Here is a 25,738-nt window from a genome sequence, read left to right on the forward strand (position 1 = left end):
GCGTGGCCGCCTCTCACGCCCGGGAACCCGGCGCTCACGGCTTGTCCCCGATCACGCGGACCCGGTGGTCGAAGGAGAAGACCAGCGACGGCGGAGAGAGGTCGATGCGGTCGGTGGCCTCGCCCCGTTTGCCGGTGAGCGGGTCGGCGGGGTGGAGCTGGACGTCGTCGACGAGTTCGACGCCCGGGACGCGCTGGAGGACGGCGAAGACCTCGCCGGACTGGACGGGGCGGCCGAAGGGCCAGCCGCGGCCGTCGGCGCCGCCGGTCAGCGGGTCGAGGTGGCGGTAGAGCGCGTCATGGGCCTGCCGGCGGACCCGGTCGGTGTCCACGCCCCGGAAGGCGTGCAGCGTCGCGACGACCGTGACGCCCTGGTAGAAGGGCGGGCCGACGGCCAGCCGCGTGCCGATCAGACGGCGTTCGTCCAGGTGGCGGGTGATGCGGCGCAACAGCGCGTCACCGGGCACCAGTTGCTCGAAGCGCAGCCGGCCGCCCGGGTCCGGAACGGCCTGGGGGACCACCAGCACCCGGACCGCGTACGCCCCGTGCTCGCCCTCCTCACCCTCCAGACAGGTGATGCGGGCGGTCTCGGGGGCCGCGCGGCGGGCGAGTTCCTCGTAGTCGCGCAGGGTCACCGCGCGTTCCTGGGCGCGCAGGGTGATCGGCGCCCGGACCTTCGCCTCCTCCACGGTCTCCGCGTCCACCCCGCCACGCGCCGCCTCGCGGTTGACGACCTCGGAGACGTACGGGACGGAGGTGCGCAGCACCCGGATGGCGCCCCGGGCCACGTTCCCGGCCCGGCCGCCGCCGGTGCGGTAGCGCACGGCCCGGATGACGGCGCCCTTCGGCGCGACGGCCCCGTAGGCGCGCAGGGTGCCGTCGGGTTCCCGGACGGCCGGGCCGAAGGCGATCTCGCCGGTGGCGGAGTCCAGCGTGATGTGGCGGTCGTGCGGGGTCGACGCGGCGAAGGACGGGACGACGTCCCAGTCGGTCCAGCCGTCGTGCTCGGCGGTCTGCAGCAGCACGGGCGGGGTGTCGCCCACCACCGGGAAGTGGGCGAGGCGCAGCCGCTGGCCGGGCAGGCCGGTGGACTCGCCGAGCGCCTCGTCGTACACGGTCTCGGCGTGCACGGCGGTCGTGGTCCCGCCGATGGTGAAGGCCTCGGCGGCGCGGACGGTCGGCGAGGTGGTGTAGAACGGCTGGCCGGGCAGGGGTTCGGTCACCCGGCAGCGCAGCCAGCCGGCCTCCTGACCGCCGGTGCGGGACAGGGTGTGCCCGCCGGGCATGTGCAGGACCACCTCGCCCGGCCGGTTCAGACCGCCCGTGCCGTCACGGTCGACCTCGCACGCGGTCCAGCCGTCCTCGGTCCACGCCTCCCAGACCAGCGGCGGTTGCCGCGGGTCCACGCCGACGCCGTCGACCACGCTGTCCAGTTCCAGCACGACCGCGCAGTGGGGCACGGCGGTGGTCAGGCCGAACAGCATGCAGTCGCCGGGCCGCGGGGACTCGGCGAAGCACATCAGGTCCTTGCCCTCGGCGAGGTCGGCCGTCCGGTCGGCGACCGGCTCACCGGGCCGCTGGGTGACCAGGTGCCGCAACGCGCAGGGCACGACGGACAGTTCGCGTTCGGTGGCGAAGACGACCGCCTCCTCCCGCTCGGTGCGCACGGTGGCGACCTCGGTGCCCACCGGCAGCGGCACCGGCTCCTCCTGCGGCGCCGACAGCCAGAACGTCACGTCCGTGCGGGCGGCCGAGGGCGGGAAGAGGGTGATGCCCACCAGGTCCAGGAAGGCCAGATGGTTCTTCTCCGGCACCCGGTTGAGCCGGTAGACGATCTGGTCGGCCATGTGGGCGACCGTCTCCACCAGGGTGACACCGGGGTCGGAGACGTTGTGGTCGGTCCACTCCGGCGCCCGCTGCTGGATGTAGCGCTTGGCGTCGTCGACGAACTGCTGGAAGCGGCGGTCGTCGAGGTTCGGGGAGGGCAGGGCCATCAGCGGTCGCTTTCGGGACGGTCGGAGCCTTCGGGAGCGAGGTCCGGCTCGTCGTGGGAGGGGATGACGTAGAAGGGGAAGACCAGACTGCGCGGGTTGTTGGTGCCGCGGATCGCGTAGCGGACGTCGATGAAGAGGACGCCCTGGCCGGGTCCCGCCGTCACCTCGACATCGGTCACCTCGATCCTCGGCTCCCAGCGGTCGAGGCTCGCGTACACCTCGTGCTGGATACGGCCGGCGGTGGCCTCGTTGACCGGCGCGAAGACCAGGTCGTGGATGGCGCAGCCGAACTCGGGGCGCATCGGCCGCTCGCCCGGCGCGGTGGCGAGGATCAGCCGGATGGCCTCCTCGACCTCGCGCTCCCCGCTGACCAGCGCGATGCCCCCGGTGGGCCCGATGCGCAGCGGGAACGCCCAGCCGGATCCGACGAACTGCTCGGCCATCAGCGGGCCACCCTTCTTCTCTCAGGACGTACGACTCTTCTCTCAGGACGTACGACTTCTCGGCGGACGCGCGGCCGTGCGCGCGCGGGCGTGCGGGCGGCGGGCGTCACGGGATCGGGTACGGCTTCTTGTTGACCAGCACGATGCCGGTGATGTCGACGTTGGCCGCCCGCAGCGCCGCCTGACCGACGGCGTTGATCTGCACGGTTCCCGCCGCGCTGATCGTCGCGGCACCGGCCGCGCTCAGGGTGAGGGCGCCCACGGCGTTCACGTTGACCGCGCCGCCGAGCGACCTCAGGCCGACGACGCCCTGGCCCTGGAGGTTGAGGGGGCCGCCGCTGCGGATCGTCACGGAACGGCGCGCGCTCAGCGTCAGATCGGTCCCCGCCTCCACCGACACCGAGGTGCCGCCGGTGATGGAGACGGCGCCCTTGCTGTCCACGGTGATCTCGGTCTTCGTCCGGTCGAGGTTGATGATCAGCCGGTCGTTGCCGGTGGCTAGGCGCACGCCCTGCTTGCGCGCGCCGGTCTGCTGACTGAGCAGGTCGACCCTGTTGCCCTCCCGGTCGGACAGGGTGTGCCGGATCGCCTTCTTCTTGACCGGGTCGTGCAGCCACACGTCCTTGACCGGGGTCGGCTTGTCGACGCCGTTGTAGAGGCCGCCGATGACGAACGGATGGTCGAGCGCGCCCCGGTCGAAGGCGACCAGCACCTCGTCGCCCACGTCCAGCGGGAAGATCCCGCCTCCCGCCTTGCCGCCCAGCTGCACGGTCCGCGTCCAGTCGCTGACGTACGCGTCGTCCAGCCACGGGAACTGCAGCTTCACCCTGCCCTGCTTCAGCGGGTCCTGGACGTCGGTGACCAGGGCGTTGGCGACACTGGGCAGCCGCGGGGCCGCCGTACCGCCGCCCGACGTCAGCCCGAACAGCGAGCGCCACTGCCGGCCGCTGACGGTCACCCAGGTCTCGTAGTGGCTGCCGTCGCCGAACGTGTGCCGCACCGAGGTGCAGGTGTACTTGCCCTCGAACGGGGCGCCCACGTCGGAGAGCGTGATCGGCACCCCGGGGCGCAGCAGCGGATTGCCGCGCACCATGACCTCCAGCTCGGCGAAGGCGGAGGTGATGTCGTCGGCGAGGGAACCGGCGGCGTGCGTGACCTCGCTCTGCAGGTCGTACGGCGTGTCCGTCTCCACCAGTTTGGCGGTCCTGAACGGGTTCGACGCCTTCTGCGGGGTGGTGCCGATGGCGATGCCGGGGTTGGCGCTCGCCGGCGCCGTCGCGGTGAGCTTCTTCTTCGTGGTGACGTTCCAGCCGCGCGCCTCGACCTTGTCGACCTGGTCGGCGGCGGTGACGGCGGCCCGGCAGCGCAGGATGTCGACGCCGGCCTTCAACTCGTAGGGATTCTTCCGGCCGGGGGCGCTCGACGCGGGCGCGCCGGACGCCGGCTTCGGCCTGACGAACTGGAACTTCCCCTTGGCGTCCAGCGACATCACCATCTCGTTCTCGTCGGCGAGCCGCGCCAGGAAGTCCCAGTCCGTCACGTTGGACTGGCTGATGAAGTCGTAGACGGTCTTCGTGGACTGCACCTGTCCGACCGGCACGCCGTTCGTCGTGGCCAGCTTGCGCGCGATGTCGGCGGCCGTCTGGTTGCGGTACGCCGCCACCCTGCGCACCCGCATCAGCCGGTGACCGGCGTCGTAGCCGCGGACGACGGTGAAGGTGCCGGTGCCGTCGTAGTCGGTCTCCATCCCGGTGACCTCACCGGTGAACACCGGGTCCGCCGCGCCCTTCCCGCCGGCCACGGGCGAGATGACCACCAGGGAGCCGAACCTGACGTTCAGTTTGCCGAGCACCAGCCCGTGCGGGTCCCGGAAGGTGAGCCGGAACGCGCCGGGCACCCCGGCCCCGAGGTCGACCCAGCCGCCGACCAGCAGATCGGCGTAGTCGGTCGGCAGCTCCCTGCCGTCGACGGTGACCCGGATGATGTTGGAGAAGGACGGGTTTCCGGCCTGGGACCCGCCCATCAGTACCCCACCTCCCCGGCCGCCGGGAGGACGAGTTCGGTGCCGGTGGGCAGATACGCGGGGTCGTCGATGTCGTTGGCCTCCGCGATGGCCCGCCACGCGGACGCGTTCCCGTACTCCCGCCACGCCAGCGACTGCAGCGAGTCGCCCGCCACGACCCGGTGCACACTGCGCGCGGTGAGCGCGCCCGAGGTCGGGTTCTGTCCCTCGGTCCGGCTGGGGATCTCGTGCAGCGTCATCCGGCAGGCGGCCCGGATCGGCACACCGGTCGTCCCGAACAGGGAGTACGTGACGTCCACGGAGCTGACGTACGCGGTGAAACGCGCCGTCGAGAAGGACCCCCACTGGAAGATCACCCAGGGCGGCGAGGGCTGCTTCGCGGCGAGACTCTTCGCCGTCACCTCGCAGCACGACAGCAGCGATTCCACCTTCTTCAGCACCGTGGTGCCGCTCGGCTTGTCGGAGGAGTCGAGGAAGATCTCGACGTTCATCTCCCGCGGGTCGGGCCCCATGAACTCCGGCAGCGCGCCGTCGCGCACCGCCGCGCTCGTCGTCCGCTTCCACTGCGCTCCCTGACGCAGTGTCAGTTCGGACGGGTTGAACTCGAACTCGAACTCTTTCCGCAACCCGCCCGGAGTGGTGCTCGTCCCCACCGGCGGCTCGTGAATGGCCAGGGTGGCCCGCACGAGGCTCTTGCCCGCGCCGCCGCCCTTGCTGCCCTTCGCCATGGTCCGTCCCGCCCCTCAGTCCGTGAACCCGTGGTGCGCGATCTCCAGCACCTCGGTCGCCACGCTCGGACTGGCCGGGTCCAGGGACGGCCCCTGCCAGCTCACCGGCAGGACGTCGATCAGCCCCCAGTGCGCGACCTCCGAGCCGTCCGCGCGCAGCGCCGCGATCTGGGCCGTCGGCCGCTTCACGCCCGTCGCGACGGACGAGATCCAGGCCGCGACCTTGGCCGTGTCCGGTGTCAGCGGCCTCGTCAGCCGGATGTTCGAGAACGTGACCCGCGACGGGAACTGCCAGACGAACCCGTTGTTCCCGCCCTCCTGGCGCTGCTCGATCTCCACGGTCGAGGAGAGCCCTTCGCACCCGTTGAAGTAGCCGAGACTCTCGCCGTCGATCGTCAGCGTGAAGAAGATGGTGGAGCCCGGGTCGAGATCGCGGGACATCGGGAAGGGCCTTTCTGGTGGTGCGGGGGCGGCGCCGGTTGCGCGGGCCTGGGCCGGCGGCGGGCGGTGGGTGTGTCCGGAGGTCGGTGGCGGGGGTCAGTGGCGGGGGTCGCGGAGCCGGCCGACGCGTTCGCGGTCGAGGCGGAGTTCGGTGCGGACGAGGCGGGTGATGCGGCCGATGAGCTTGTGCGTCAGCTCGTCGAGCTGGAAGTCGGTGAGCGTGCGGGGGTCGAACGAGGCGGCGGGGGGCGCGGGGGAGGTGCGGTCGGCCTTGGCCGGGGTGGTGGCCGAGGCGGCTGGGGCCGGTGCCGACGCCGTGACGGGCGAGACGGCTGAGGTCGTGGCATTCGGGGCTCGCTGAACCTGAACCTGAACCTGAGCGGGTGCGGGTGCGGGTGCGGGTGCGGGTGCTGGTGCTGGTGCTGGTGCGGATGGTGGTGGGGGTGAGGGCGTGGGCGGGAGCGTGCGTGCGCGTGGGGTGACGAGGGGGGTGGTGGGGGTGGCGGGTGTCTTGGGGGCGGCGGCGAGGGGGAGCGCGGGGCGGGGCGGGGCGGGCGGGTGGGCGCGGCCGCCCGGGGGGGTGGGCGTGGGGGGGGGGGGGGGGGGGCGGGGGGGGGGGGGCCCCCCCGCCGGGGTGGTGCGGCTTCGCAGGCTGGTTGGCCGTGAGGCGTTGTACGGCGTGGCCGGCGCCCGGGGCTGTGCGGTGGTCGTGGGTGGGGGCGGGGCGGCGCAGGGGTACGGCGGGGCGGGCGGCCCGACGCTGGAGCGCGGGGGGTGCCGTAGTGGTGGGCAGGGCCGAGGTGAGAGCGCGGGTGGGCGTGAGGGGGCGTACGGGAGTGAATGAGGGGGCGAAAGCGGGCGCGGAGGAGGGTGTTGCAGGGGGCGTGGGTGCCGGAGCGTTCGGTCGTTCGAGAGCGCGCCGGGCGGGGAGCGCGGGGGGCTGCGGGGTGGGGGCGGCCGGTCGCACGCTTCCCCGCGCCTCGCCGGGGCGCTGTCCCTGGCCGGTGGACTGCAGGGGGACCACCGGAGGGTGGTTCGCCTTCGGCTGCTGTGCCGCTGTCGTCCGCTGCAGGGGAGGGGGCGACGGGTGGGTGCCGGCGCCGCCGGAGGGCTTGCGGGGGGAGAGGGGCTGAGCGTCCTGGGGCGGGGTGGTGAGGGGGGCGCCCAGGAGGGGGCGCTGACGGGGAGCGGGTGCCGGCGCCGCCGGGGTGAACGGGGTCGGCGCGGGGGCGGGGTCGGCCATCGGGACGGGGCCGGAGGTGGGAGCGCCGAGCCCTACCCGCCTGGCTCCACCGGGGGTGCGGGGGTGTGCAGGGTTGGCCCGGGCGGCCGGACCGCCGGGGGCGGTGGGCGCGTCGGGGGAGGCGGCCGGTGCAACGCCGCCACCGGCTGCCGCTCGCCGGCTGCCGGTGGCTGAGGGTGTGCTGCTGGTGAGGGGAGGGACTGCGGCTCCGGCGGGTGCGGGTGCGGGTGTGGGTGCGTGGGCGGCCGTGCGGCCGGGGCTGGCCATGGACCTGCTGCTGGCAGGGGCGCCGGTGCTGGTGTCGGCGGACGCGCCGGAGTGGGGGGTGCCGGCGGGGCCGGTCGCCGGGGTGCTTGCGGCGCCGGGCGTGCGACGGTGACGTGGTGTCGTACCGGATGCCGTGGCCTGTGTGCCGCCCGATCCCGCAACGGGCTGTCGGGCGATGTCCGTGGCCGCGCGCGCGGTGGCGCGGGGCGCGGTCGGTGCCGCGGCCGAGCCGGTGTCCGTCGCGTGGGTGGGGGCGTGGGCCGACGCACCGCTGGACGCGGTCGCTGCTCGCTGGACGGTGGCCTCAGCCGATTCCGGGGTGGCGGTGGTGCTCTGCGGGGCGGGGCCCGGCGCCGTCGTGCGGTCGTCCGCCGCAGCACGGCCTGCGTGGGCGGCGCGCTGGACGGCGGCCTCGGTCGGCCGGGGGGCGGCCGGGGTGCTGCGGGGCGTGGGGACAGCGTCGTCGGTGCCGCGTGCCGTCGTGGCGGGGGCGGTGCCGCGGGAGCCCGCTGCCGTACGGCCCGGGTGGTCTGTCGCTCGTCGGACGGTGACCTCGGTCGGTCCGGCGGCGGGGGTGCCCTGAGGAGGGCCGGGCCGAGTGCTGCCGGAGCCTGTCGGTGCAGCCGGGGCTGTCGCCGGGCCGGGGTTCGCTGCCGTACGGCCTGTTCCGGGCGCGGTCGGCCGACGGGCGACCGCGCTGTGTCCGGGGGTGGCAGTGCTCTGAGGGCCGGGGCTCGGTGCCGCCGCCGGGCCGGGGTGCGCTGCCCCACGGGCAGGGTCCGGCACCGCCCGCTGCACGGTGGCCTCGGCCGGCCGCGTTGCGGCGGGGGTGCCCTGAGGGTGGCCGGTTGCCGTCGCGGCGGCCGGCGTGGCACCGGAGGCCGTCGGCGTACGGCCCGAGCGGGGCGCCGCCCGCTGGAGGTCCCGTCCCGCGCGGCCGAGGTCGGCTGCCGCGTCGACGGAACCGGTGACCATGTCGGCGCGACCCCCCTCGGGGACGCCGACGGCGGCTACCGGTCGCGTCGTCGCCCCTGGAGGGCTGACGGACGTGTCGACCTGACCCGCATCCGGGTCCGCCGGCCCGGACGTGGTGGACCCGGTGGTCGTAGGCCTCGGCGGCGGCGTACTTCCCGGCGCGACGCCACCCGACACCGAACGCTGCAACAGCGTCATGTCATCGGAGGCCGCACCCGGGCCCCTGTGGCCGGACGGGGCCGTGTCGACAACCGCCCGGCCGGACGGGCCGGCACCGACGACCGCGCTGTCCGACGGTGCTCCACCGCCGGCGACGTGACCGAACGCGGCTCCGGTCGCGACCGTGCGGCCCGGTGGTGTTCCGTACACGGCCGCGTGACTCGGTGGTGTTCCGTCCACGGCCGCGCGGCCGGACGGTGCCGCCCCTTCCGTCGGATGCCCGGGTGCGGAGCCGCCGGACACCGCCGGGTGGCCGTCCGACGTGTTCGTGGTGCCCGATGCCGTCCGGCCGACAGGGGCCGGGGCGTGGGTGGAGGCGAGGGCGGGGGCGCTGTCCGACGGCGGGGTGCCGCGCGAGGCATCACCCCGGGTCCCGCTCGGTATCACCGGGCCGGGCGCCACACCGTCCGCTGCCGTGGGCCGGGCAGCGCCACCCGGCGCCGCGCCCTCGGAGCGTGTGCTCCGCGCCGCGTGAGAAGGCCGTGCCGTGGGCAGCGTGCGGCGCTGAACGGCCGGCGGTGCGCTGGGGACCTTGGTCAACAGGGCCGGACGGGCGCTCCGGGGCGGCACGGGAGTCACCCGGGGGCCGGCCGGGCGGGACGGCGTGACCTGGTACGGCGCGCGTTGCACCGGCAGGGCGTCGCCGGGCGCGTCGGCGCGGGGCGCGGCCTCGCCGCTCGCCACCGGCAGGGTGCGCGAGGGCAGTTCGAGGCCGGCGACCGGCGCGGCCGAGGTGGTGAGGACGTCCCTGACCAGCCCGCCCGGCGCTCCGGGCAGCACGGCATGGGACAGGGTTCCGGTGAAGGACGGGTTCTGCCAGGTGCTCAACCGTCCGCTGAAGCCGGAGTCCGCGACAGCGGCCCGCCCCTCGACGGCCCGCCGCATCGGCGCCAGCCCCTGCCAGCCACGCCCCGAGGCACCCCCCGGAGCCGCGGACGCGGCATGCGCCGACGTCGAATCAACGCCTGAGCCGCCCCGGGCCGAACCGTCGCTTGAGCCGCCCCCGGCCGCGCCGGCCGCGCCGACCGCGTCGGTCCCGGCGCCGCGTCCCGAGCCACCGCGTAGCCGATCCAAGAACCCCACGTGTCAGCCCTCCGCCCCGCCCCGTGTCACGAGGGACGCGATCTGTTCGGTGTAGCGGCGGCGGTCGTGGTGTTCGAGGTCGAGGATCTCCTCGAAGCCCCAGTGGAAGTGGTAGGCGACGTACGCGATCTCCTCGTGCAGCCGGTCGGTCGCGTACGTCACGATTCCCCCAGGCGGCTCCCGCCGAGTTCGACCTCGAAGGGCTCGGAGCAGTGGGGGCACTCCACGGCCGCGCGGGTGTGTCCCTCGGCGTTGACCTGCCGGTAGAAGTCCTGGAGGAAGGCGAGGTCGGACGCGAACATGTTCTCCACGATCCCGTCGTGGACCATCGGCAGGTTGCCCAGCCGGGTGATGACCCGGCCGAGCAGCACGACCGACAGATACGCCGGGTTCTCCTGGACGCGGACGTCCCGGAGCGGGATCAGCTCGTCCCGGGCGGTGGCGAGACGCATCACGCCCTCCCGGTGCACGTTCCCCGCCTCGTCGACATACCCACGCGGCAGTTCGAACGGGAACTCCGTCCGCAGCCGCTGCGCCACCGGCGGGGCGGCCGGGGCGGCGGCGGGAGGGACGGCGGTGGTGGGGAAGGGGGACGCGACCGAAGCCGCCTCGTCCCCGGCCCCCGCCACCGCACCCGCCGCACCCGCACCGGGGACGTCCACGATCGAGCCGGCGCCCGCGCCCGCCCTGCCAGCCGTGCGCCGCATTACTCGATGACCAGTTCTTCGAAGACGATGGTCACGGTCTCGGTGAGCGCGGAGGCCTCGCCGGCCTTCAGGGTGCTCGCGTCGATCTTGCTGCACCAGGCGTTGCGCATGTTGTACCGCTTCACCGGGTTGTTCTGGTAATCCATCATGATGATCGACGCGTTCTTGCGCGCCGAGCTCATCTGGCCGTTGATGGAGTCGTTGATCCACGTGTTGAACGCGGCCGACTGGGTCATACCGCGGACCACGGTGCACTGCCCGTTCTTCTGCACACCGGGCAGCAGGTTGACCTCGGGCCGGCCCTGCGCGGAGTTCTGCTGGTACGTGATGACGTCCTGTTCGAGGGTGAGGCCGCTGACCTCCGCGAGGTACTCGACCATCACCCCGTCGATCTGCAGGCCGAAATTGTGTGAGGTAAGGGCGTCACCCGGCGCGAGACTCATCTGTTCTGTGTCCTTCTAAGGGGGCGGGCAGGGGCTGGGGCTGGGGAAAGGGCTGGTGCGCGAACGCTGGTGGGCGCGGGCCGGCGACGGCCTACTCCTCCAGCTCCCCGCTGCCGCTGGAGAACTGCGCCAGCCGGAAGATCACGAACTCGGCGGGCTTGACCGGGGCGATGCCGATCTCGCAGATGACCCGGCCGAGGTCGACCGACTCCGGCGGGTTCGTCTCCTCGTCGCACTTGACGTAGTACGCGTCCTCGGGCCGCTGGCCGAAGAGGGCGCCGCTGCGCCACTCGTTGACCAGGAACGCGGAGACGTTGCGCCGGATCCGGGCCCACAGCGCGTGGTCGTTCGGCTCGAACACCACCCACTGGGTGCCGATCAGGATCGACTCCTCCAGGTAGTTGAAGTACCGGCGGATGTTGAGGTAGCGCCAGGCCGGGTCGGAGGACATGGTGCGGGCGCCCCAGACGCGGATGCCGCGGCCGGGGAAGGCACGGATGCAGTTGACGCCGATGGGGTTGAGCAGGTCCTGCTCGCCACGGGTGATCTGGAGTTCGAGATCCACCGCGCCGCGTACGACCTCGTTGGCGGGCGCCTTGTGCACACCGCGCTCGAAGTCGTTGCGGGCCCAGACGCCGGCGACGTGGCCGCTCGGCGGGATGACCCGGGACTGGCCGCTGGCCGGGTCGAAGACCTTGATCCAGGGGTAGTAGAGGGCCGCGTACTTGGAGTCGTACCCGGCGGTCTCCTGGCGCCAGACGCGGATCTGACGGGCGTTGAGGCCGGGCGGCGGGTCGATGACGGCGACCCGGTCGCCCATCAGCTCGCAGTGCGCGATCAGACCGAGCTGGACCGCCTTGACGGCCTCCAGGTCGATCGCGCCCCGCTGGTAGGCCGCCATCAGGTCCGGCACCGCGACCATGGAGATCTCGTCCACGGCCTCCAGGCCGCCGAAGCCCGTGCGGTCGGAGGAGTCGCCGAGATACTGGGCGGGGCCGGGGTGGCCGTCGTCCGCCGCGGCCGGCGCGACGGGCGCGGGGGCGGCCGGGGCCGCCAGCGCCACGGTCTGGTTGTCGGGGCGCGCGAGCTGCGCGGCCGGTGCCGTCTCCTGGACCGTGATGAGCTTGGAGCGCTCCTTGACCTGCGTGACGACGTAGTTGCGGCCGCCCTTCTTGGCGGTCACGTCGAAGGTCTCGACCTGCTTGTCGCCGTCCTTGACGATCAGCCGGAACCGCTCGGCCGGACCCTCTCCCTCGGGGTCGGCGACCTCGACGCTCAGCGAACCGCCCGCGATGGCGGTCACACTGAAGGTGCCCAGCTGCTTCGGCTCGCCCGGCGGCAGCGCGGCCGGCGCGGCGGTACCCGTCACCGCGGCCTGGCCGCCCGTGGACGCGCCGCCCTGGTCGGTGCCGCCGACCCGCACGACGTACGCGGCGCTGCCGCCGTTGTTGAAGAACCCGTACACCGAGTGCGCGAGGTAGTAGCCGTCGGTGAACTCGCCGAAGGCGGCGACGTACTGGGACCAGTTGGTCACCAGCGTCGGCTCGTTCAGCGGACCGGTCGGGGCCAGACCGACGAAGGCGGCGACCGAGGTGCCCACACCCTCGATGGGACGCGAGCCGCTGGCCACCTCCTCGACGTAGACGCCCGGCGACAGGTAGGACGGCATGCTCTGCTCTCCTTGGGGTACGAGACAGGTCGCCTCTCACCCTCACGCGCGAAGCGCGTCCGTCGAAACGTCCTCCGGTACCTGATCGGGGGCACGCCCGTTGCCCCCAGGGGCAGTCGGGCCGGCCGGCGCCGCCGCCCCGCGGGCCGCCGACTCGCACCGGCCCGCCGCCGGCGTCCCGGTGAGCGCCCTCGTGCCCGCGCGCGCTGCCCTTTCGGGCACCGCGACCGTGCCTCTTCTCCTCCTGACCCGGCTCCCGCCTGCTCGGTAGCGTCCTGACGTGAGCCTGTGGACTTCCCTCGAACCCGCCTCCGCGACCGTGGACCCGGGGAGCAGTACGACGGTGCGGCTGCGGCTGCGCAATACCGGTGACGTCGTGGACGAGTACCGATTCGAGCCGGTCGGTGACCTCGCGCCGTGGACGACGGTGGAGCCGCAGACGTTGCGGCTGTATCCGGGGACGACGGGTTCGGTGGAGCTGACGTTCTCCCCGCCCCGGACCCCGGACGCGACGGCGGGCCCGAACCCGTACGCGGTGCGGATCCTGCCGACCGAGCACCCGGAGGCGACGACGGTTCCGGAAGGGAACCTGACGATCACACCCTTCACGGAGGTGCGGGCGGAGCTGGTCCCGCCGACGGTGAAGGGGCGTTTGCGGGGGCGGCCGAAGCTGGCCATCGACAACCTGGGCAATACGAAGGTCACGGCGTCGGTGAGTGGCAGTGACAACGGTGACCAGCTGTCGTACGACCTCCATCCGAGCAATGTGCAGATCGAGCCGGGTCGTGCCGCGTTCGTGAAGGCCACGCTGAAGCCGCGGCAGATCACGTGGTTCGGGTCGAAGGAGGAGCGGCCCTACACCCTCGCGGTGAAGCGGTCGGGGGTCACACCCCTCGACGTCGAAGGCACCTACGTCCAGCGGAGCTTCCTGCCGGGCTGGCTCGCCACCTGCCTCGCGATCTGCCTCGCCCTCGCGATCACCTTCCTGACCCTCTGGATCGCCTACAAGCCCAGGGTCGTCAGTGCGGCAGATGAGCTGCAGAAGGCCGGGGTCAGCACGCTGCCGCCCAGCCCCTCGGCGCCCGCGTCGACCCCACCGCCGCCCACGCCCTCCGCCCCGCCCGCCTCCTCGCCGCCCCCGCAGGCCACGGAGACGGAGGCGGCGACCGCCGGTGGTGGCGGGAGCGGCGACGGCAGCGGTGGCGGGTCCGGCGGTGGGTCCGAAGAGAAGAAGAAGCGCGCGCCCACGGCCGCGACCGCGGTCCGGCAGCTGGCTGCGGCGGACCCGGGCGGCCGGCACATCTGCTACCGCGCCTTCGTGACCGGCAAGGGCTGGACCGCCCCGGAGTGCGACGGCGACACGGCCGGCACGGTGGGCCAGGGCCGGTCGCTCAAGGCCCTCAACATCGCGGTGTCCGGCGTCAACGGCACGGCCAGTGCCGCGTTCGTCCACAATCCCGACTCCACCAACGGCCAGGGCCACTACCCGAAGCCCTGGTCGAGCGCGAAGGACGGCTTCGACAACTACTTCGGCAGCTCCAAGGCGGGCGCCCCGGACCTGCTGGGCTTCACCATCAACGTCGACGAGGGCGGCAAGGGAGTCTGCCAGGCGGTCCACCAGAAGGACCGGGGCTGGCAGAACCTGGCCTGCGACAAGCCCAACGAGGGGGAGCACTACATCTTCGGCGGCACCCTCGACAACGGCGTCTGGCTCGAAGCCGTCAAGTTCACGGTGTGACAAGGCCGTTGGGGCCGCAGCCAGTGGCCGTCGGGGCAGCCGTGCCTGCCCCGACGGCTCCTGACCGGACGCGGCCCGCCGCGTAGCGTCCCTCTGTGAGCCTTTGGACTTCTCTGGAACCCGCGTCGGCCGCGGTGGATCCCGGCGGCACTGCGACGGTGCGGCTGCGGCTGCGCAATACCGGTGACGTCGTGGACGAGTACCGTTTCGAGCCGGTCGGTGACCTCGCGCCGTGGACGACGGTGGAGCCGCAGACGCTACGGCTGTATCCGGGGACGACGGGTTCGGTGGAGCTGACGTTCTCCCCGCCCCGGACCCCGGACGCGACGGCGGGCCCGAACCCGTACGCGGTGCGGATCACGCCGACCCAGTACCCGGAGGCGACGACGGTTCCGGAAGGGAACCTGACGATCACGCCCTTCACGGAGGTGCGGGCGGAGCTGGTCCCGCCGACGGTGAAGGGGCGCTTCCGCGGACGGCCGAAGCTGGCCATCGACAACCTGGGCAACACCAGGGTCACCGCCGCCGTCAGCGGCAGCGACAACGGTGACCAGCTGTCGTACGACCTCCACCCGAGCAACGTCCAGATCGAGCCCGGCCGTGCCGCGTTCGTGAAGGCCACCCTGAAGCCGAGACAGATCATCTGGTTCGGGTCCAAGGAGGAGAGACCGTACGCGCTCACCGTCCAGCGGGCGGGCGTCGCACCGCACCCGGTCGACGGCACCTATGTCCAGCGGGGGTTCCTGCCGGGCCCGCTCGCCACCTGCCTCGGGTTGGCCGTGGCCCTGGCGGTCACCTTCGTGACGCTGTGGTTCGCCTACCAGCCCAGGGTCACCAGCGCCGCGACCGACCTCCAGCAGGCCGGTACGACGGCCCTGCCGAGCGGCAGCCCGTCCGCGATGGCACCGCCGCCGAGCATCTCGGCGGCGCCGCTCCCGTCTCAGACGCCCGAGGCTCCCCCGGAGGAGAAGCAGGACGAGCAGCCCGGGAACCCGGGCTCCGGTTCGGGCTCGGGCGGTTCCGGCTCCGGGGGATCCGGGTCCGGCGCGCGGCAGGAGCCGGACACGAAGCCCACGGCGAAGAAGCCCGCCGCGGCCAGGGGCTTCGCCATCATCGGCGAGGGCTCGGACCGCTGCGTCGACGTCACGGACGCGAAGAACGGCAAGGGCAAGGACGGCACCCCGCTCCAGATCTGGGACTGCGCAGGCACCGCCAACCAGAAGTGGGACTTCCGGGGCGACGGCACCGTGCGCTCCCTCGGCCTGTGCATGGACGTCGCGTGGGGCTCCCGCGACGACGGCGCCGTCATCCAGCTCGCCCGGTGCAGCGGCAACCCCGCCCAGCAGTTCGTGCTCAGCACCGCCGGGGACCTGGTCAACCCGCAGGCCGACAAGTGCGTCGACGTGAAGGACAACGCCACCGGCGACGGCGCCAGGCTCCAGCTGTGGACGTGCGCGGGCACGCCCAACCAGAAGTGGCGCGTGAAGTAGCCCTGTTCGGCGGGAGCGACCCGGCCCGGACGCTCCCGCCGTCCGCCGGCCCCGGTGCTCCCGTCGTTCCCGGCCGCTGACGAGCCCGGCCCGCAGGCTCCCGCCGTCGCCGGCCGCCGGGCCCCGCTACCAGGTGCCCTCGCCCGGCACCAGCCGCCCGGCCTTGCGGTACTCGCGCTCGGCGCCCTCCCGCAGGTCGGTCGTGGTCACCGGACCGCCGCGCCCGGCGGCGGCGTAGGCGGCGGTGACGACCGCGCTGCGGATGGAACCGCCGGCCAGCTCGAAGTCACGGGCGACCGCCGCCGGGTCGGTGTCGTCCGCGCCGGGCACCGCGGCGAGACTGTGCCGCCACAGGGCCAGCCGCTGGGCGGTGTCCGGGAACGGGAAGTCGACCACCAGATCCAGCCGCCGGGTGAACGCCTCGTCGATGTTGGCCCGCAGATTGGTGGTCAGCAGGGCGATGCCGTCGAAGGACTCCAGACGCTGGAGCAGATAGGCGCTCTCCATGTTGGCGTACTTGTCGTGGGAGTCCTTGACCTCCGAGCGCTTGCCGAACACCGCGTCCGCCTCGTCGAAGAGCAGCACGGCGTCCGTGCGGTCCGCCTCCGTGAAGATCCGTTCGAGGTTCTTCTCGGTCTCGCCCACGAACTTGTCGACGATCGAGGAGAGCTGCACGACATAGAGGTCCAGGCCGAGTTCGGCGGCCACGACCTCCGCCGACAGCGTCTTGCCGGTGCCCGACTCGCCCGCGAAGAGGCCCAGGACCCCACGGCCCCGGCCGCCCCCGGCGCTCAGCCGCCAGTCGCCGAGCACCCGGTCGCGATGGCGGGCGCGCAGGGCCAGTTCCCGCAGCTCGGCGAGGGGCTTGTCCGGCAGGACGAGGTCGTCCCAGCCGACGTCCGGGCGGATCCGGCGGGCGTGCCGCTCCAGGCCGGAGGCCGACTGCAGCCGCGCGGCCAGCCGCAGATGGTCCGCGGTCACCCGGGTGCCGTCGAACGCTGCGAGACCGGCGGCCGCGCGGGCCGCCCGCTCGATCCGGTCACCGCCGAGCCGGTACGGGGCGACCGTGGCCGCCAGGTCGAACCCCGGCCCGTCCGCCCCGGCACCGAGCGCCGCCGCCCAGGCGTCCACGGCACCCGAGGGCGGGCGGGGCACGTCGAGGACCAGCGGATCACGGTCGCACCACTGCGGGTCGTACGGCTGCGGCCCCGTGAACAGCACGGACACGTCGGGCGCCGTCAGCCCCCGGAACAACGGCCCCGGCTTCTCCGGCAGGGGCGCCACCACGACCGCGCACCCGCGCAGCCGGGCCTCGCGCAGCAGCGGGGGCAGGAGCCGGGCCGCCTCGTCCCCGGCCGCCGGGGGCGTGAAGTGCAGCGCCTCCATCCCGGCGGCGCCCAGGGCGGCCGAGGCCCGCATCAGCCCGTCGCCCTCCCGCCGCTCCCGCAGATGCACGGTGACCGGGGCGGCGGCCAGCCGTCCCGCCAGCCTGGCGGTGAACCCGCCGTCCTCCACGGACGCGGAGACCCCCGCCCCTGCCCCCGCCCCCGTCTCCACCGACGATGGCGGCGGCGCGAGCGGACGCACCTGGCCGACCAGTACGGCGTCCATCGTGTCGTCGCCGAGAAGATGCGCGACCAACCGGTCCGGGACCCGCAGTTCCCGCCCGAGGAAGGGCCGTTCGGGCTCCTCCACGGTCAGCAGTCCGAGCGCGCACAGCGGCGCCGAGGGCAGGAACCGGGCCCGCGCCCACGCGAGATGTACGGGCAGCCCGCACAGATCGAGCGCGAGTCCTACGGTGGCCCGACGCCTGCTGACGTCGTCGTTCAGATACCCGTACAACGGCTCGTAGGAGCGGTCCAGATCGGGTGCCAGGGCGATCAGCAGGACGCGTGTGTCCAGCGCGGTCAGCCCGAGCCGCCCCGCGAGCCGCTCCAGCGGACCGCCCGGGTCCGTCTCGGCGCCCAGGATGCCCCCCTCGCCTCCCTCGGCGTCCTCGAACACGGAGGCGTACGGGCCCGCCGACGGCTCCAGCAGATGCCGTACGCCCTCCTCCGACACGTACAGCCCCCGCAGCGGATCCCCTGCCGTCGGGTCACCCGCGCGGCGCTCGGCCACCAGCGCGGCGACGCGGTCGCGCAGCCGGGCGAGCCGGAGGAGGATCGCGTCGGTGCCGGGTGAAGCACGAGGCACGGGGGAGGAGGTGGGAGTGGTCAACGCCGTCCCTCGCCGGTGGCCGGTGCGGACGCAAGCCGGTCCGGCCGGTGCGCGCGCTCCTGTGAGCCCTCCAGGGAGCCGTCCATGCCGCGCACGCGGATCGCCGCGCCCTCGGTGACCGGGGGACCGGCGTCGTACTCGGGGAAGGCCGGGAAGGGCACGGTGACGACGAGGTCGAGGGACGGCTTCAGCTCGCCTCCCAGCGCGGACCAGATCTCCGCGAGGGACCGCGACTCGGTGTGCAGTCCCGCCACGGACAGCGGCACGGTCAGGCCCAGCGCCCCGAGCGCGCCCGGGAGCCGGTCGGCGGGCAGCAGTTCGTGCGGCAGCAGCGTGGCCAGCACCGCCGAGAGCAGCCGGTGCTCGTCCTGGGGCTGCTTGGTCCAGGCGGTGACCAGGTACGACAGCCGGAACCAGCGGGGCGGCTGCCGACGGCGCACCACGATGTCACGCTCGTCACGGACCGGCATGTGGCCGCGTTGGCGACGGGAGACGTCCTCCCGGATGTCGTACAGATAGGTGTTGACGGCGGGCGCGTTGCGCCGGGCCGCCCAGTCCCGGGTCGGTGCCTCGAAGGAGACGTCGATGCCGGAGCCGGCCAGGGCACCACCGCCGATCAGTCCCTTGAGGACCTCGTCCACCTCGTGGATCACGGTCGTGCTCCTGCTGTGTCGTGTGCCTGTCCGTCGATCCTGTCCGCCGGGGGCTCCTCCCTCCAGACACGCCGGGGACGACGCGGGGGCACGGTGCGCTGCCCAACAGGCCCGGTCCGGCTGCCCGTTCGATCAGATGTAGCCTTCCCGGAGGGCATAGGCCACCGCGTGCGCCCGGTTGCGCAGATGCAGCCGGGTGGTGAGCCCGTGCATCACGTTCTTGACGGTGCGTTCGGAGTAGGAGAGCTTGCTCGCGATCTCGCCGGTGTCCATCCCCTCGGCGACGAGCCGGAGGACGTCGATCTCACGCGGCACCAGGCCGGACAGCGGCGCTCCGGTGCGGCCGGCCACGGAACGCTGCAACGTCCCCACCTGGTTGATCAGCCGCCCGAGCAGATCGGCGGGCAGGTCGCCGTCCCCGCGCGAGGCCGCGAGCACGGCCTGCGCCAGCCGGTGCGGGGTGGCCTCGTGGCGCCACACGATGGCCCCGACCCCGCACTCGATGACCTCCAGCAGCTCGGTCTCGCGGATCAGGCCCACGACCAGGACGGCCCGCGCCCCCTCACTGCGCACCATCCGGCGCAGCGCCGACAGCAACGGCTCGTCCGGGGTGTCCCCGACCAGCACGGCCACGGTGCCCGGCCGTACCACGGCGTCCTCCCTGAGGTCGATCACCGGATGCCCGCGCAGCTGGCTGAGCACCCCGGCGCGGGAGAGCGGGTCGAGGGTGTGGACGACGACCGGGACCCGGCGCCGGGCCTCCTGGTGCTCCGCCGCGGCGGGGACCGGGCCGATGACCGTGCCGGTGACGGCGGCCGTGGCCGCCGCCGTGTCCGCGGTCCGGAATGTGCTGCGCAACCGTTTCTCCCGTTTGCACGAAATCGCCGCTCCTGTGAGAGGAGTGGCCGAGGGGCTCGATTCACCCTTCTGTGTGTCGTGTGCGCCGCGCAATCGTGGAGGACCACGAGACACACCACGAGATTCACCACGGGCCCGGCAGCGGAGATTTCCCGCCGGACCTCCGCGAGCGGTGCACCCGGACGGCCCCCACGCCGTCTACGGAAGCGGAGAACGACACTCCACGACAGCCACCACGGAACACCACAGCAACCAGGTCATGACAGCAGCAACCACGGTCCCCGCGGCCACCACGATCACGACAGCAACCACCGTCACGACAGCAACCACGGCCACGACGGCCACGACGGCCACGACGGCCACGACGGCCACGACGGCCACGACGGCCACGACAGCCACGACAGGAGACAGCGATGTGCGCGCCGGAACCGCTTCTCGAACGCCGTGAACCCCTGGAACTGCTGGCCGCCGAGGCCGTCCGCGCCCGGACCGGCTCCGGCCGTCTGGTCCTGCTCCGGGGCGCCACCGGCACCGGCCGCACCGCGCTCCTGGAGGCGGCGGCCGGCCACGCGGCGGCCAACGGCATGCGCGTCCTGCGCGCCCGCTGCTCTCCCGAACACCGCACCATACCCTTCGACACTGTCTTCCAACTCCTCTCCCACGGGCCGGAGTTCGACCAGGCCGCGGGCGAGGCGCCGGACCCGCCGGGCACCCAGCCGCACCGGGGCAGGCCCGCGCGCCTGTGGCGGCTGCTGCGCTCCTACGCGGCCGAGTCCCCGCTGCTCGTCGCCGTGGACGACGCGCACCTCGCCGACAGCCCGTCCCGCCGCTGGCTCGTCGAGGCCGTGCGCCGCATCGACCGCCTGCCGGTGCTCCTGGTGGTCACCGAGCGCAGCCAGTACGACATCGACCCCCCGGCGGACGGCTTCGCGCACGCCCTCTCCCCCGCCCTCGTGCACACCCGCACCCTGGCCCCGCTGAGCCCGGACGCCGGTGCGCGGCTGGTCCGTTCGTTCCACGGCGACGCCCCGCCGGACTGGGTCGACGACTGCTTACGGGCGGGCGCGGGCAGCCCCCTGCTGCTGCGCGCCCTGCTGGCCGACCTCCGTGACTCCGCCCCCGGGACCCTCCCGGCTGCCCTTCCGGACACCTGCGCCGCGCTCTATCCGGGCACCTACGCCGCCGCCGTGTCCTGGTGGCTGGACAGCGCCGGGCCCGCGACCACCGGCATCGCCCGCGCGCTCGCCGCGCTCGACGACGAGGACACCCCCGTGGCGGCCGACGCGGACCTGCTCGCCCGGACGGCCGGCGCGGACCCCGCCCGCGTACCCGGCTGGCTCACCGCGATGACCCGCCTCGGCCTGCTCCGCCCCGACTCCGAGAGGCGCCCCCGGTACGCCCACCCGCTGCTGCGGGACGCCGTGCTCGGCGGCTGGGCCGGCGCCGACCGCCAGGCCGCGCACCGCCGCGCGGCCGAGGCGATGCTGCACCGCGGCGACCCGGCCGAGGCCGTCGCCGGACAGCTGCTGCGCTCCGGCCCCGTCGGCGAGGCCTGGGCGACCGGCGCCCTGCTGGACGCCGCCGACCTCGCGGTCCGCGCCGACCGCAGCGACGACGCCCTCGCCCTCCTCCGCCGTGCCCTCGACGAACCCATGCCGGCCGCCCGCCGCACCGTGGTCCTCACCGAACTGGGCTCCCTGGAGTACGCCACCGTGCGCTCCACCGCCGGCATTCCCCGGCTCGCGGAGGCGATGCGGCTGCCCGGACCGCCCCGCGAACGCGTCCACGCCGCGGTCGCCCTCGGCACGGCCCTGGCCCGCCGCGGCGAGGCCCGTGCCGCCGTCGACGTGCTGCGCGGGCTGCGCGACGAGCACCTGACGGGCCACCCGGACCTGATCCGCACCGTCCAGACCGCCTCCGCGCTGCTCGCCGACCACGACCAGGGCGTACGGCAGGAGGTGTACCGCTGGCTGCGCGAGACCGCCGAGCGCTCGCCCCACCTGGTCGGCACCGCCGGACAGGCCCTCCTCGTGCGCTACGAGGCCACCGCCGGCCTGACCTCGGCGGCCTCGGCGATGCACCGCGTCCGGGCCCTGCTCGCCCAGCCCGCCGATCCGTTGTCCGAGGTCTTCCTGCTGGGCACCGCCGCCGCCGTCGCCCAGTGGGCCGACCAGCTGGAGGAGGCCGCACGCCTCGTCGACCGCGGCCTCAGCGGCCAGCGCACCTCCCTCCTGCACCCCATGCACCTGGCCCTCCTCAACGTCCGGATCGACATCGCCGCCGCCCGGGGCGCCCACGCGGAGGTCCTCGCCGATCCCGAGGTCGCCCGCGCGGTCTCCGGCGGCCCCGAGTCCGCCAACGCGCTGGCCCACGCGGTCGTCGCCCTCGTGGAGACCGGCCGTACGGAGGAGGCCGCCCGCCTCGCCGACGGCTTCGACGTCCGGCACGCCCACGACTCCTGGGAGGCGAACCGGTTCCTCCACGCCCGCGGCCGCCTCCGCGCCGCCACCGGCGATCCGGCCGCCGCACTCGACGACTTCCTGGAGTGCGGCCGCCGCCAGTCGGCCCGCGACGTCGTCAGCCCCGTCGTCACCCCCTGGCGTTCGGCCGCCGCCGCATGCCATCTCGCCCTCGGCCGCCCCCAGGAGGCCCTCGCCCTCGCCGAACAGGAACTCCGTCTCGCCACCGTCTGGAACACCCCCCGCGTCCTCGGCCGGGCCCTGTCCGCGCTCGGCACGGCGACGGGCGGCCGCCGGGGCCTGGAGCTGGCCGACCGGGCGGTACGGGCGCTGCGGCAGGGGGTCGACGGCGTACCCGAGGAGGCGGCGGGGACGAGCGGAGCCGCTGTCGTGGCGCTCGGCAGCGCGGCTTCGGCGGGCGGCGGCCGGCTGTCGGCCAGGGGGCCGGCGACGGCCAAGGGGGGCTGGAAGCAGGGCGGCACCCGCGTGAAGGCGGCCTCCGTGCACGGCTGGGCGCCGGGCGGAGCCCTGGCACGGGCCGTGGGCGGCTGGTCCTCCCAGGCGCCGTCGACCGGCGGCTGGGCGGTGGTCGGAGCACCGGACGGCCGTCGACGGGCCGGGGCGCCGGGCGGCTCGCCGGTGACGGCGGAGCTGATCCCGGCCCTCGTGGCGCAGGGGCGGGCGCTCGCCGCCGCCGGGGAGCGGGCCCGGGCCCGCGACGCGTTCCGGGAGGCGGCCGAGCACGCCGAACGCCTCGGCGCGCGCCGTCTGCGCGCGGTCGCCGAGGAAGCCCTGCGCGAGGGCGGCGCCCGCCGCCCGGCGACGGCACTGACGGGCCCGTCCGCGCTCACGGCCGCCGAGCGCCGGATCGCCGAACTCGCCGCGCAGAGCCACACGAACACCGAGATAGCCCAGCTCCTGCACCTCGCACGCCGCACCGTGGAGACCCACCTGACCAGCACCTACCGCAAGCTCGGCATCCGCCGCCGCGCGGAACTCGGCGCGGCCCTCGCGACCTCCGACGAGACCACGTGAGCGGCCACGCACCGACTGAACCGGAGCCCGGGCGCATGCGTAGGGAGGGCAGGGGCCACCCGCCCACAGCCGCCACACCCGAGGAGCAACCATGAGCAGCACCCCGCGCCTGCACGACTGGCTCGACACGCGCCGGCCTCTCGTACTGGGACTGTTCCGTATCGTCCTGGGGCTGCTGTTCGCCAGCGAGGGAGCCGCCACGGTCTTCGGCGTCCTGGACCGGAAGGCGAGCCCGGTCGGCGACTGGCCCTTCTGGTACGCCGGGGTCATCGAGCTGACCTGCGGCGTCCTCGTCCTCCTCGGCGTCGCCACCCGCGGCGCCGCGTTCCTCAGCTCGGGCGTCATGGCCTTCGCCTACTTCACGGAACACCAGAAGGACGGCCTCTTCCCCCTTCAGAACGGCGGCCTCGCCCCCGTCCTCTTCTGCTGGGGTTTCCTCCTGCTGGTCTTCGCCGGCCCCGGCGCCCTGTCGCTTGCGGGCCTGACCCGCCGTGAGACCGGCACCAGCCCCGGCCCCGACCGGGTCACCGAGCCGTCCCGCTGACCGAGCCGCCCCGACGGGCAGGAGGCGGTGGCAGGGGGTGGGACGATCATGCGGCGCATGCGCACAGCCCTGGTCCCGGCCCGAGGAGGCACCCGACGGGCGCTCGTTCGTTCATGATCGCGACCCGCGTACCGATGACGCGCGACGGCTTCGAGCAGTGGCTCCGCACACCCCTGCCCGGCCTCGGCGTCATCGAGAACCCCTCCGAGATGTACACGGGATGGGCCGCCGACGGCGCCCGTCCGGACTGGGACCTGACCGGGATCGCCGCCCACCACCCGTCGGCGCCGGCCGGCATCCGCGCCGACCGGGAGAAGACGCCCACGCAGCTGCTCGCCCCGCGCGCCGCCCAGGGGTTCACCCTGCTCCGCCACCGCGCCGACACGCTGGAGGCGTATCTGTACGACTACCACGGTGACGAGGCCGGCACCCACACCGCGCTGCTGATGCTGGCCGGCGCGGGCCGCTTCGCCCACCCCGGCACCGAGACCCCGGTCCTGTACTGGGGCGGCGACGTCCACCCCGGCCTGCCCCCGCGCGGCGACCGGCCCCTCGCGGTCCTGCTCGTCGGCGGCACCCGGTCCCGCTTCGTCGCCACCCACCCGCTCGACACGCTGATCGCGCACCTGACACCCGTCGAGGCCGACTTCCTCGCCGCGACCGAGCACATGGAAGAGGACGGCCACCCCGGCCACACGCCGGACCTGCTCGACCCTGCCCTGCGCCCGGACCGCCGGCAGCCCGAGCCGTCGGACGGCGGTCCGCTCAGCACTCGATGATGTTGACCGCCAGCCCGCCCCGCGCCGTCTCCTTGTACTTCACGCTCATGTCGGCGCCGGTGTCCTTCATGGTCTTGATGACCTTGTCGAGGGACACCTTGTGGGTGCCGTCGCCGCGCATCGCCATACGGGCGGCCGTGACGGCCTTCACCGCCGCCATGCCGTTGCGTTCGATGCAGGGGATCTGCACGAGGCCGCCGACGGGGTCGCAGGTCAGGCCGAGGTTGTGTTCCATGCCGATCTCGGCCGCGTTCTCCACCTGTTCGGGGGAACCGCCCAGCACCTCGGCCAGCGCTCCGGCCGCCATGGAGCAGGCGGAGCCGACCTCGCCCTGGCAGCCGACCTCGGCGCCGGAGATGGAGGCGTTCTCCTTGAACAGCAGGCCGATGGCACCGGCGGCCAGCAGGAACCGCACGACGCCGTCCTCGTCGGCGCCCGGCACGAAGTTGATGTAGTAGTGCAGGACGGCGGGGATGATGCCGGCCGCGCCGTTCGTCGGGGCCGTGACGACCCGGCCGCCGGCGGCGTTCTCCTCGTTCACGGCCATCGCGTACAGCGTGATCCACTCCATGGAGCGGGCCAGCGGGTCGCCCTCCGCCCGGAGCTGACGGGCCGACATGGACGCGCGGCGGCGGACCTTCAGACCGCCGGGCAGGATGCCCTCGCGGGACATGCCACGGGAGACGCACGCCTGCATGACCCCCCAGATGTCGAGGAGTCCGGAGCGGATCTCGTCCTCGGTGCGCCAGGCCCGCTCGTTCTCCAGCATCAGCGCGGAGATCGACAGACCCGTCTCCTTCGCCACCCGGAGCAGCTCGTCACCCGTGCGGAAGGGGTACTTCAGGGGGGTGTCGTCGAGCTTGATGCGGTCCGCTCCGACCGCGTCCTCGTCGACGACGAAGCCGCCGCCGACGGAGTAGTACGTCTTCGACAGCACCTCGGCGCCCGCCGCGTCATGGGCCCATATGGTCATGCCGTTGGCGTGGTACGGCAGTGCCTTGCGGCGGTGCAGGACCAGGTCCTTGTCGAAGGAGAACGGGATCTCGTGGTCGTCGAGGAGGCGGATGCGCCCCGACGTCCTGATCGCCTCCACGCGGTCGTCCGCCGACTCCACGTCGACGGTCCGCGGGGAGGCGCCCTCCAGACCGAGCAGCACCGCCTTGGGGGTGCCGTGGCCGTGGCCGGTCGCGCCCAGCGAGCCGTACAGCTCGACGCGGACCGAGGCCACGCCCGCGAGCAGCTCCTCGTTGCGCAGCCGGCGCGCGAACATCCGGGCCGCGCGCATCGGGCCGACCGTGTGGGAGCTGGACGGGCCGATACCGATCGAGAACAGGTCGAAGACCGAGATGGCCACGGTGACTCCTCAGAACGGGGGAGAGCGGTGCGGGGGCGGGGCACCGCGCTCACTCCCCAGTGTGCGCGGTGCCCCGGAATGCGGGGTGTGGACCGGTGAAGCCCGGGTCACTCACCCAGCGTCGGGTACAGCGGGTGCTTGTCGGCGAGGGCCTTGACCCGGGTCTTGAGGGCTTCGGTGTCGTACGAGGGCTTGAGGGCCTCGGCGATGACGTCGGCGACCTCGGTGAAGTCCTCGGCGGTGAAGCCGCGGGTGGCCAGGGCGGGGGTGCCGATGCGCAGACCGGAGGTGACCATCGGCGGCCGCGGGTCGTTGGGGACGGCGTTGCGGTTGACGGTGATGCCGACCTCGTGGAGGCGGTCCTCGGCCTGCTGTCC

Annotated in this window: 20 protein-coding genes and 1 pseudogene; 6 read left to right on the forward strand and 15 right to left on the reverse strand. The window is 74.0% G+C overall.

Annotated features, from left to right (window positions below; translation table 11 throughout):
• Window positions 1–34 precede the first annotated feature (34 nt).
• The 5 genes from ACFU5F_RS29325 to ACFU5F_RS29345 form a co-directional block, all read right to left on the reverse strand.
• Window positions 35–1,993 (reverse strand): putative baseplate assembly protein, encoded by a 1,959-nt coding sequence (locus ACFU5F_RS29325; protein ID WP_383893491.1) that lies wholly within the window; start codon window positions 1,991–1,993, stop codon window positions 35–37.
• Window positions 1,993–2,436 (reverse strand): GPW/gp25 family protein, encoded by a 444-nt coding sequence (locus tag ACFU5F_RS29330; RefSeq protein ID WP_383893494.1) that lies wholly within the window; start codon window positions 2,434–2,436, stop codon window positions 1,993–1,995. Before ACFU5F_RS29330 ends, ACFU5F_RS29325 begins: the two co-directional genes overlap by 1 nt.
• 106 nt (window positions 2,437–2,542) lie before the next feature.
• Window positions 2,543–4,459, reverse strand: a complete 1,917-nt coding sequence (locus ACFU5F_RS29335; RefSeq protein WP_383893497.1) for a VgrG-related protein — start codon at window positions 4,457–4,459, stop codon at window positions 2,543–2,545.
• On the reverse strand, window positions 4,459–5,187 hold the full coding sequence (locus ACFU5F_RS29340) for a LysM peptidoglycan-binding domain-containing protein (protein WP_383893500.1): 729 nt from the start codon (window positions 5,185–5,187) through the stop codon (window positions 4,459–4,461). The genes ACFU5F_RS29335 and ACFU5F_RS29340 overlap by 1 nt, the downstream gene beginning before the upstream one ends.
• Window positions 5,188–5,202: 15 nt before the next feature.
• Complete coding sequence (locus ACFU5F_RS29345; protein WP_383893503.1) at window positions 5,203–5,628, reverse strand: phage tail protein; 426 nt, start codon at window positions 5,626–5,628, stop codon at window positions 5,203–5,205.
• 1,472 nt (window positions 5,629–7,100) lie between these two features.
• Here ACFU5F_RS29345 and ACFU5F_RS29350 point away from each other — a divergent pair.
• The gene (locus ACFU5F_RS29350) at window positions 7,101–7,250 is read left to right on the forward strand and encodes a hypothetical protein (protein ID WP_383893506.1); all 150 of its coding nucleotides are present in this window, start codon (window positions 7,101–7,103) and stop codon (window positions 7,248–7,250) included.
• A 2,168-nt stretch (window positions 7,251–9,418) separates the two neighbouring features.
• On the opposite strand, the gene ACFU5F_RS29355 is transcribed toward ACFU5F_RS29350, so the two are convergent.
• The 4 genes from ACFU5F_RS29355 to ACFU5F_RS29370 all read right to left on the reverse strand — a co-directional run bounded on the left by ACFU5F_RS29355 (window position 9,419) and on the right by ACFU5F_RS29370 (window position 12,234).
• Window positions 9,419–9,577 carry a DUF6760 family protein gene (locus ACFU5F_RS29355; protein WP_013000546.1) on the reverse strand — a complete coding sequence of 53 codons (159 nt, stop codon included), beginning with the start codon at window positions 9,575–9,577 and terminating at the stop codon, window positions 9,419–9,421.
• Window positions 9,574–10,122, reverse strand: coding sequence for a hypothetical protein (locus ACFU5F_RS29360; RefSeq protein ID WP_383893510.1), 549 nt, complete (start codon window positions 10,120–10,122; stop codon window positions 9,574–9,576). Before ACFU5F_RS29360 ends, ACFU5F_RS29355 begins: the two co-directional genes overlap by 4 nt.
• Window positions 10,122–10,565, reverse strand: a complete 444-nt coding sequence (locus ACFU5F_RS29365; RefSeq protein WP_005480063.1) for a phage tail protein — start codon at window positions 10,563–10,565, stop codon at window positions 10,122–10,124. The genes ACFU5F_RS29360 and ACFU5F_RS29365 overlap by 1 nt, the downstream gene beginning before the upstream one ends.
• Window positions 10,566–10,656: 91 nt before the next feature.
• Window positions 10,657–12,234, reverse strand: a complete 1,578-nt coding sequence (locus ACFU5F_RS29370; protein WP_383893514.1) for a phage tail sheath family protein — start codon at window positions 12,232–12,234, stop codon at window positions 10,657–10,659.
• A gap of 280 nt (window positions 12,235–12,514) precedes the next feature.
• On the opposite strand from ACFU5F_RS29370, the gene ACFU5F_RS29375 reads away from it, so the two are divergent.
• Both ACFU5F_RS29375 and ACFU5F_RS29380 read left to right on the forward strand, forming a co-directional pair.
• Window positions 12,515–13,972: a hydrolase gene (locus ACFU5F_RS29375; protein WP_383893517.1), complete on the forward strand. Its 1,458-nt coding sequence runs from the start codon at window positions 12,515–12,517 to the stop codon at window positions 13,970–13,972.
• 95 nt (window positions 13,973–14,067) lie between these two features.
• A complete protein-coding gene (locus ACFU5F_RS29380; RefSeq protein WP_383893520.1) occupies window positions 14,068–15,462 on the forward strand; it encodes a ricin-type beta-trefoil lectin domain protein in 1,395 nt (464 codons plus the stop codon).
• A gap of 126 nt (window positions 15,463–15,588) precedes the next feature.
• On the opposite strand, the gene ACFU5F_RS29385 is transcribed toward ACFU5F_RS29380, so the two are convergent.
• From ACFU5F_RS29385 to ACFU5F_RS29400, 4 genes are all read right to left on the reverse strand, one after another.
• Window positions 15,589–17,679, reverse strand: a complete 2,091-nt coding sequence (locus ACFU5F_RS29385; protein ID WP_383893523.1) for an ATP-binding protein — start codon at window positions 17,677–17,679, stop codon at window positions 15,589–15,591.
• Window positions 17,676–18,332, reverse strand: coding sequence for a DUF4255 domain-containing protein (locus ACFU5F_RS29390; RefSeq protein ID WP_383893526.1), 657 nt, complete (start codon window positions 18,330–18,332; stop codon window positions 17,676–17,678). The genes ACFU5F_RS29385 and ACFU5F_RS29390 overlap by 4 nt, the downstream gene beginning before the upstream one ends.
• Window positions 18,333–18,464: 132 nt before the next feature.
• Window positions 18,465–19,190, reverse strand: a complete 726-nt coding sequence (locus ACFU5F_RS29395) for a LuxR C-terminal-related transcriptional regulator (protein WP_383893529.1) — start codon at window positions 19,188–19,190, stop codon at window positions 18,465–18,467.
• A 198-nt stretch (window positions 19,191–19,388) separates the two neighbouring features.
• Window positions 19,389–19,580, reverse strand: a complete 192-nt coding sequence (locus tag ACFU5F_RS29400) for a hypothetical protein (protein ID WP_383893532.1) — start codon at window positions 19,578–19,580, stop codon at window positions 19,389–19,391.
• Window positions 19,581–19,603: 23 nt separating this feature from the next.
• On the opposite strand from ACFU5F_RS29400, the gene ACFU5F_RS29405 reads away from it, so the two are divergent.
• The 3 genes from ACFU5F_RS29405 to ACFU5F_RS29415 all read left to right on the forward strand — a co-directional run bounded on the left by ACFU5F_RS29405 (window position 19,604) and on the right by ACFU5F_RS29415 (window position 24,007).
• A complete protein-coding gene (locus tag ACFU5F_RS29405; RefSeq protein ID WP_383893535.1) occupies window positions 19,604–22,684 on the forward strand; it encodes an AAA family ATPase in 3,081 nt (1,026 codons plus the stop codon).
• 91 nt (window positions 22,685–22,775) lie between these two features.
• Entirely contained in the window at window positions 22,776–23,228 is a 453-nt protein-coding gene (locus ACFU5F_RS29410; protein WP_383893538.1) for a DoxX family protein, read from the forward strand.
• Window positions 23,229–23,341: 113 nt separating this feature from the next.
• Window positions 23,342–24,007 (forward strand): hypothetical protein, encoded by a 666-nt coding sequence (locus tag ACFU5F_RS29415; protein ID WP_383893541.1) that lies wholly within the window; start codon window positions 23,342–23,344, stop codon window positions 24,005–24,007.
• On the opposite strand, the gene ACFU5F_RS29420 is transcribed toward ACFU5F_RS29415, so the two are convergent.
• Both ACFU5F_RS29420 and ACFU5F_RS29425 read right to left on the reverse strand, forming a co-directional pair.
• A complete protein-coding gene (locus tag ACFU5F_RS29420) occupies window positions 23,994–25,361 on the reverse strand; it encodes an L-serine ammonia-lyase (protein WP_383893543.1) in 1,368 nt (455 codons plus the stop codon). The two genes, ACFU5F_RS29415 and ACFU5F_RS29420, sit on opposite strands and share 14 nt — an antisense overlap.
• Before the next feature lie 107 nt (window positions 25,362–25,468).
• A pseudogene (locus ACFU5F_RS29425) lies at window positions 25,469–25,738 on the reverse strand (serine hydroxymethyltransferase); the annotation flags it as partial.

The organism is Streptomyces sp. NPDC057438 (genome assembly GCF_042802995.1).
Taxonomy (GTDB): Bacteria; Actinomycetota; Actinomycetes; order Streptomycetales; family Streptomycetaceae; genus Streptomyces.

Excerpts from the sequence above, each read along its gene's own strand:
- ACFU5F_RS29325 (WP_383893491.1), bottom strand. The coding sequence starts at position 1,993 with ATGGCCCTGCCCTCCCCGAACCTCGACGACCGCCGCTTCCAGCAGTTC.
- ACFU5F_RS29330 (WP_383893494.1), bottom strand. The coding sequence starts at position 2,436 with ATGGCCGAGCAGTTCGTCGGATCCGGCTGGGCGTTCCCGCTGCGCATC.
- ACFU5F_RS29335 (WP_383893497.1), bottom strand. The coding sequence starts at position 4,459 with ATGGGCGGGTCCCAGGCCGGAAACCCGTCCTTCTCCAACATCATCCGG.
- ACFU5F_RS29340 (WP_383893500.1), bottom strand. The coding sequence starts at position 5,187 with ATGGCGAAGGGCAGCAAGGGCGGCGGCGCGGGCAAGAGCCTCGTGCGG.
- ACFU5F_RS29345 (WP_383893503.1), bottom strand. The coding sequence starts at position 5,628 with ATGTCCCGCGATCTCGACCCGGGCTCCACCATCTTCTTCACGCTGACG.
- ACFU5F_RS29360 (WP_383893510.1), bottom strand. The coding sequence starts at position 10,122 with ATGCGGCGCACGGCTGGCAGGGCGGGCGCGGGCGCCGGCTCGATCGTG.
- ACFU5F_RS29365 (WP_005480063.1), bottom strand. The coding sequence starts at position 10,565 with ATGAGTCTCGCGCCGGGTGACGCCCTTACCTCACACAATTTCGGCCTG.
- ACFU5F_RS29370 (WP_383893514.1), bottom strand. The coding sequence starts at position 12,234 with ATGCCGTCCTACCTGTCGCCGGGCGTCTACGTCGAGGAGGTGGCCAGC.
- ACFU5F_RS29405 (WP_383893535.1), top strand. The coding sequence starts at position 19,604 with ATGTGCGCGCCGGAACCGCTTCTCGAACGCCGTGAACCCCTGGAACTG.
- ACFU5F_RS29410 (WP_383893538.1), top strand. The coding sequence starts at position 22,776 with ATGAGCAGCACCCCGCGCCTGCACGACTGGCTCGACACGCGCCGGCCT.
- ACFU5F_RS29415 (WP_383893541.1), top strand. The coding sequence starts at position 23,342 with ATGATCGCGACCCGCGTACCGATGACGCGCGACGGCTTCGAGCAGTGG.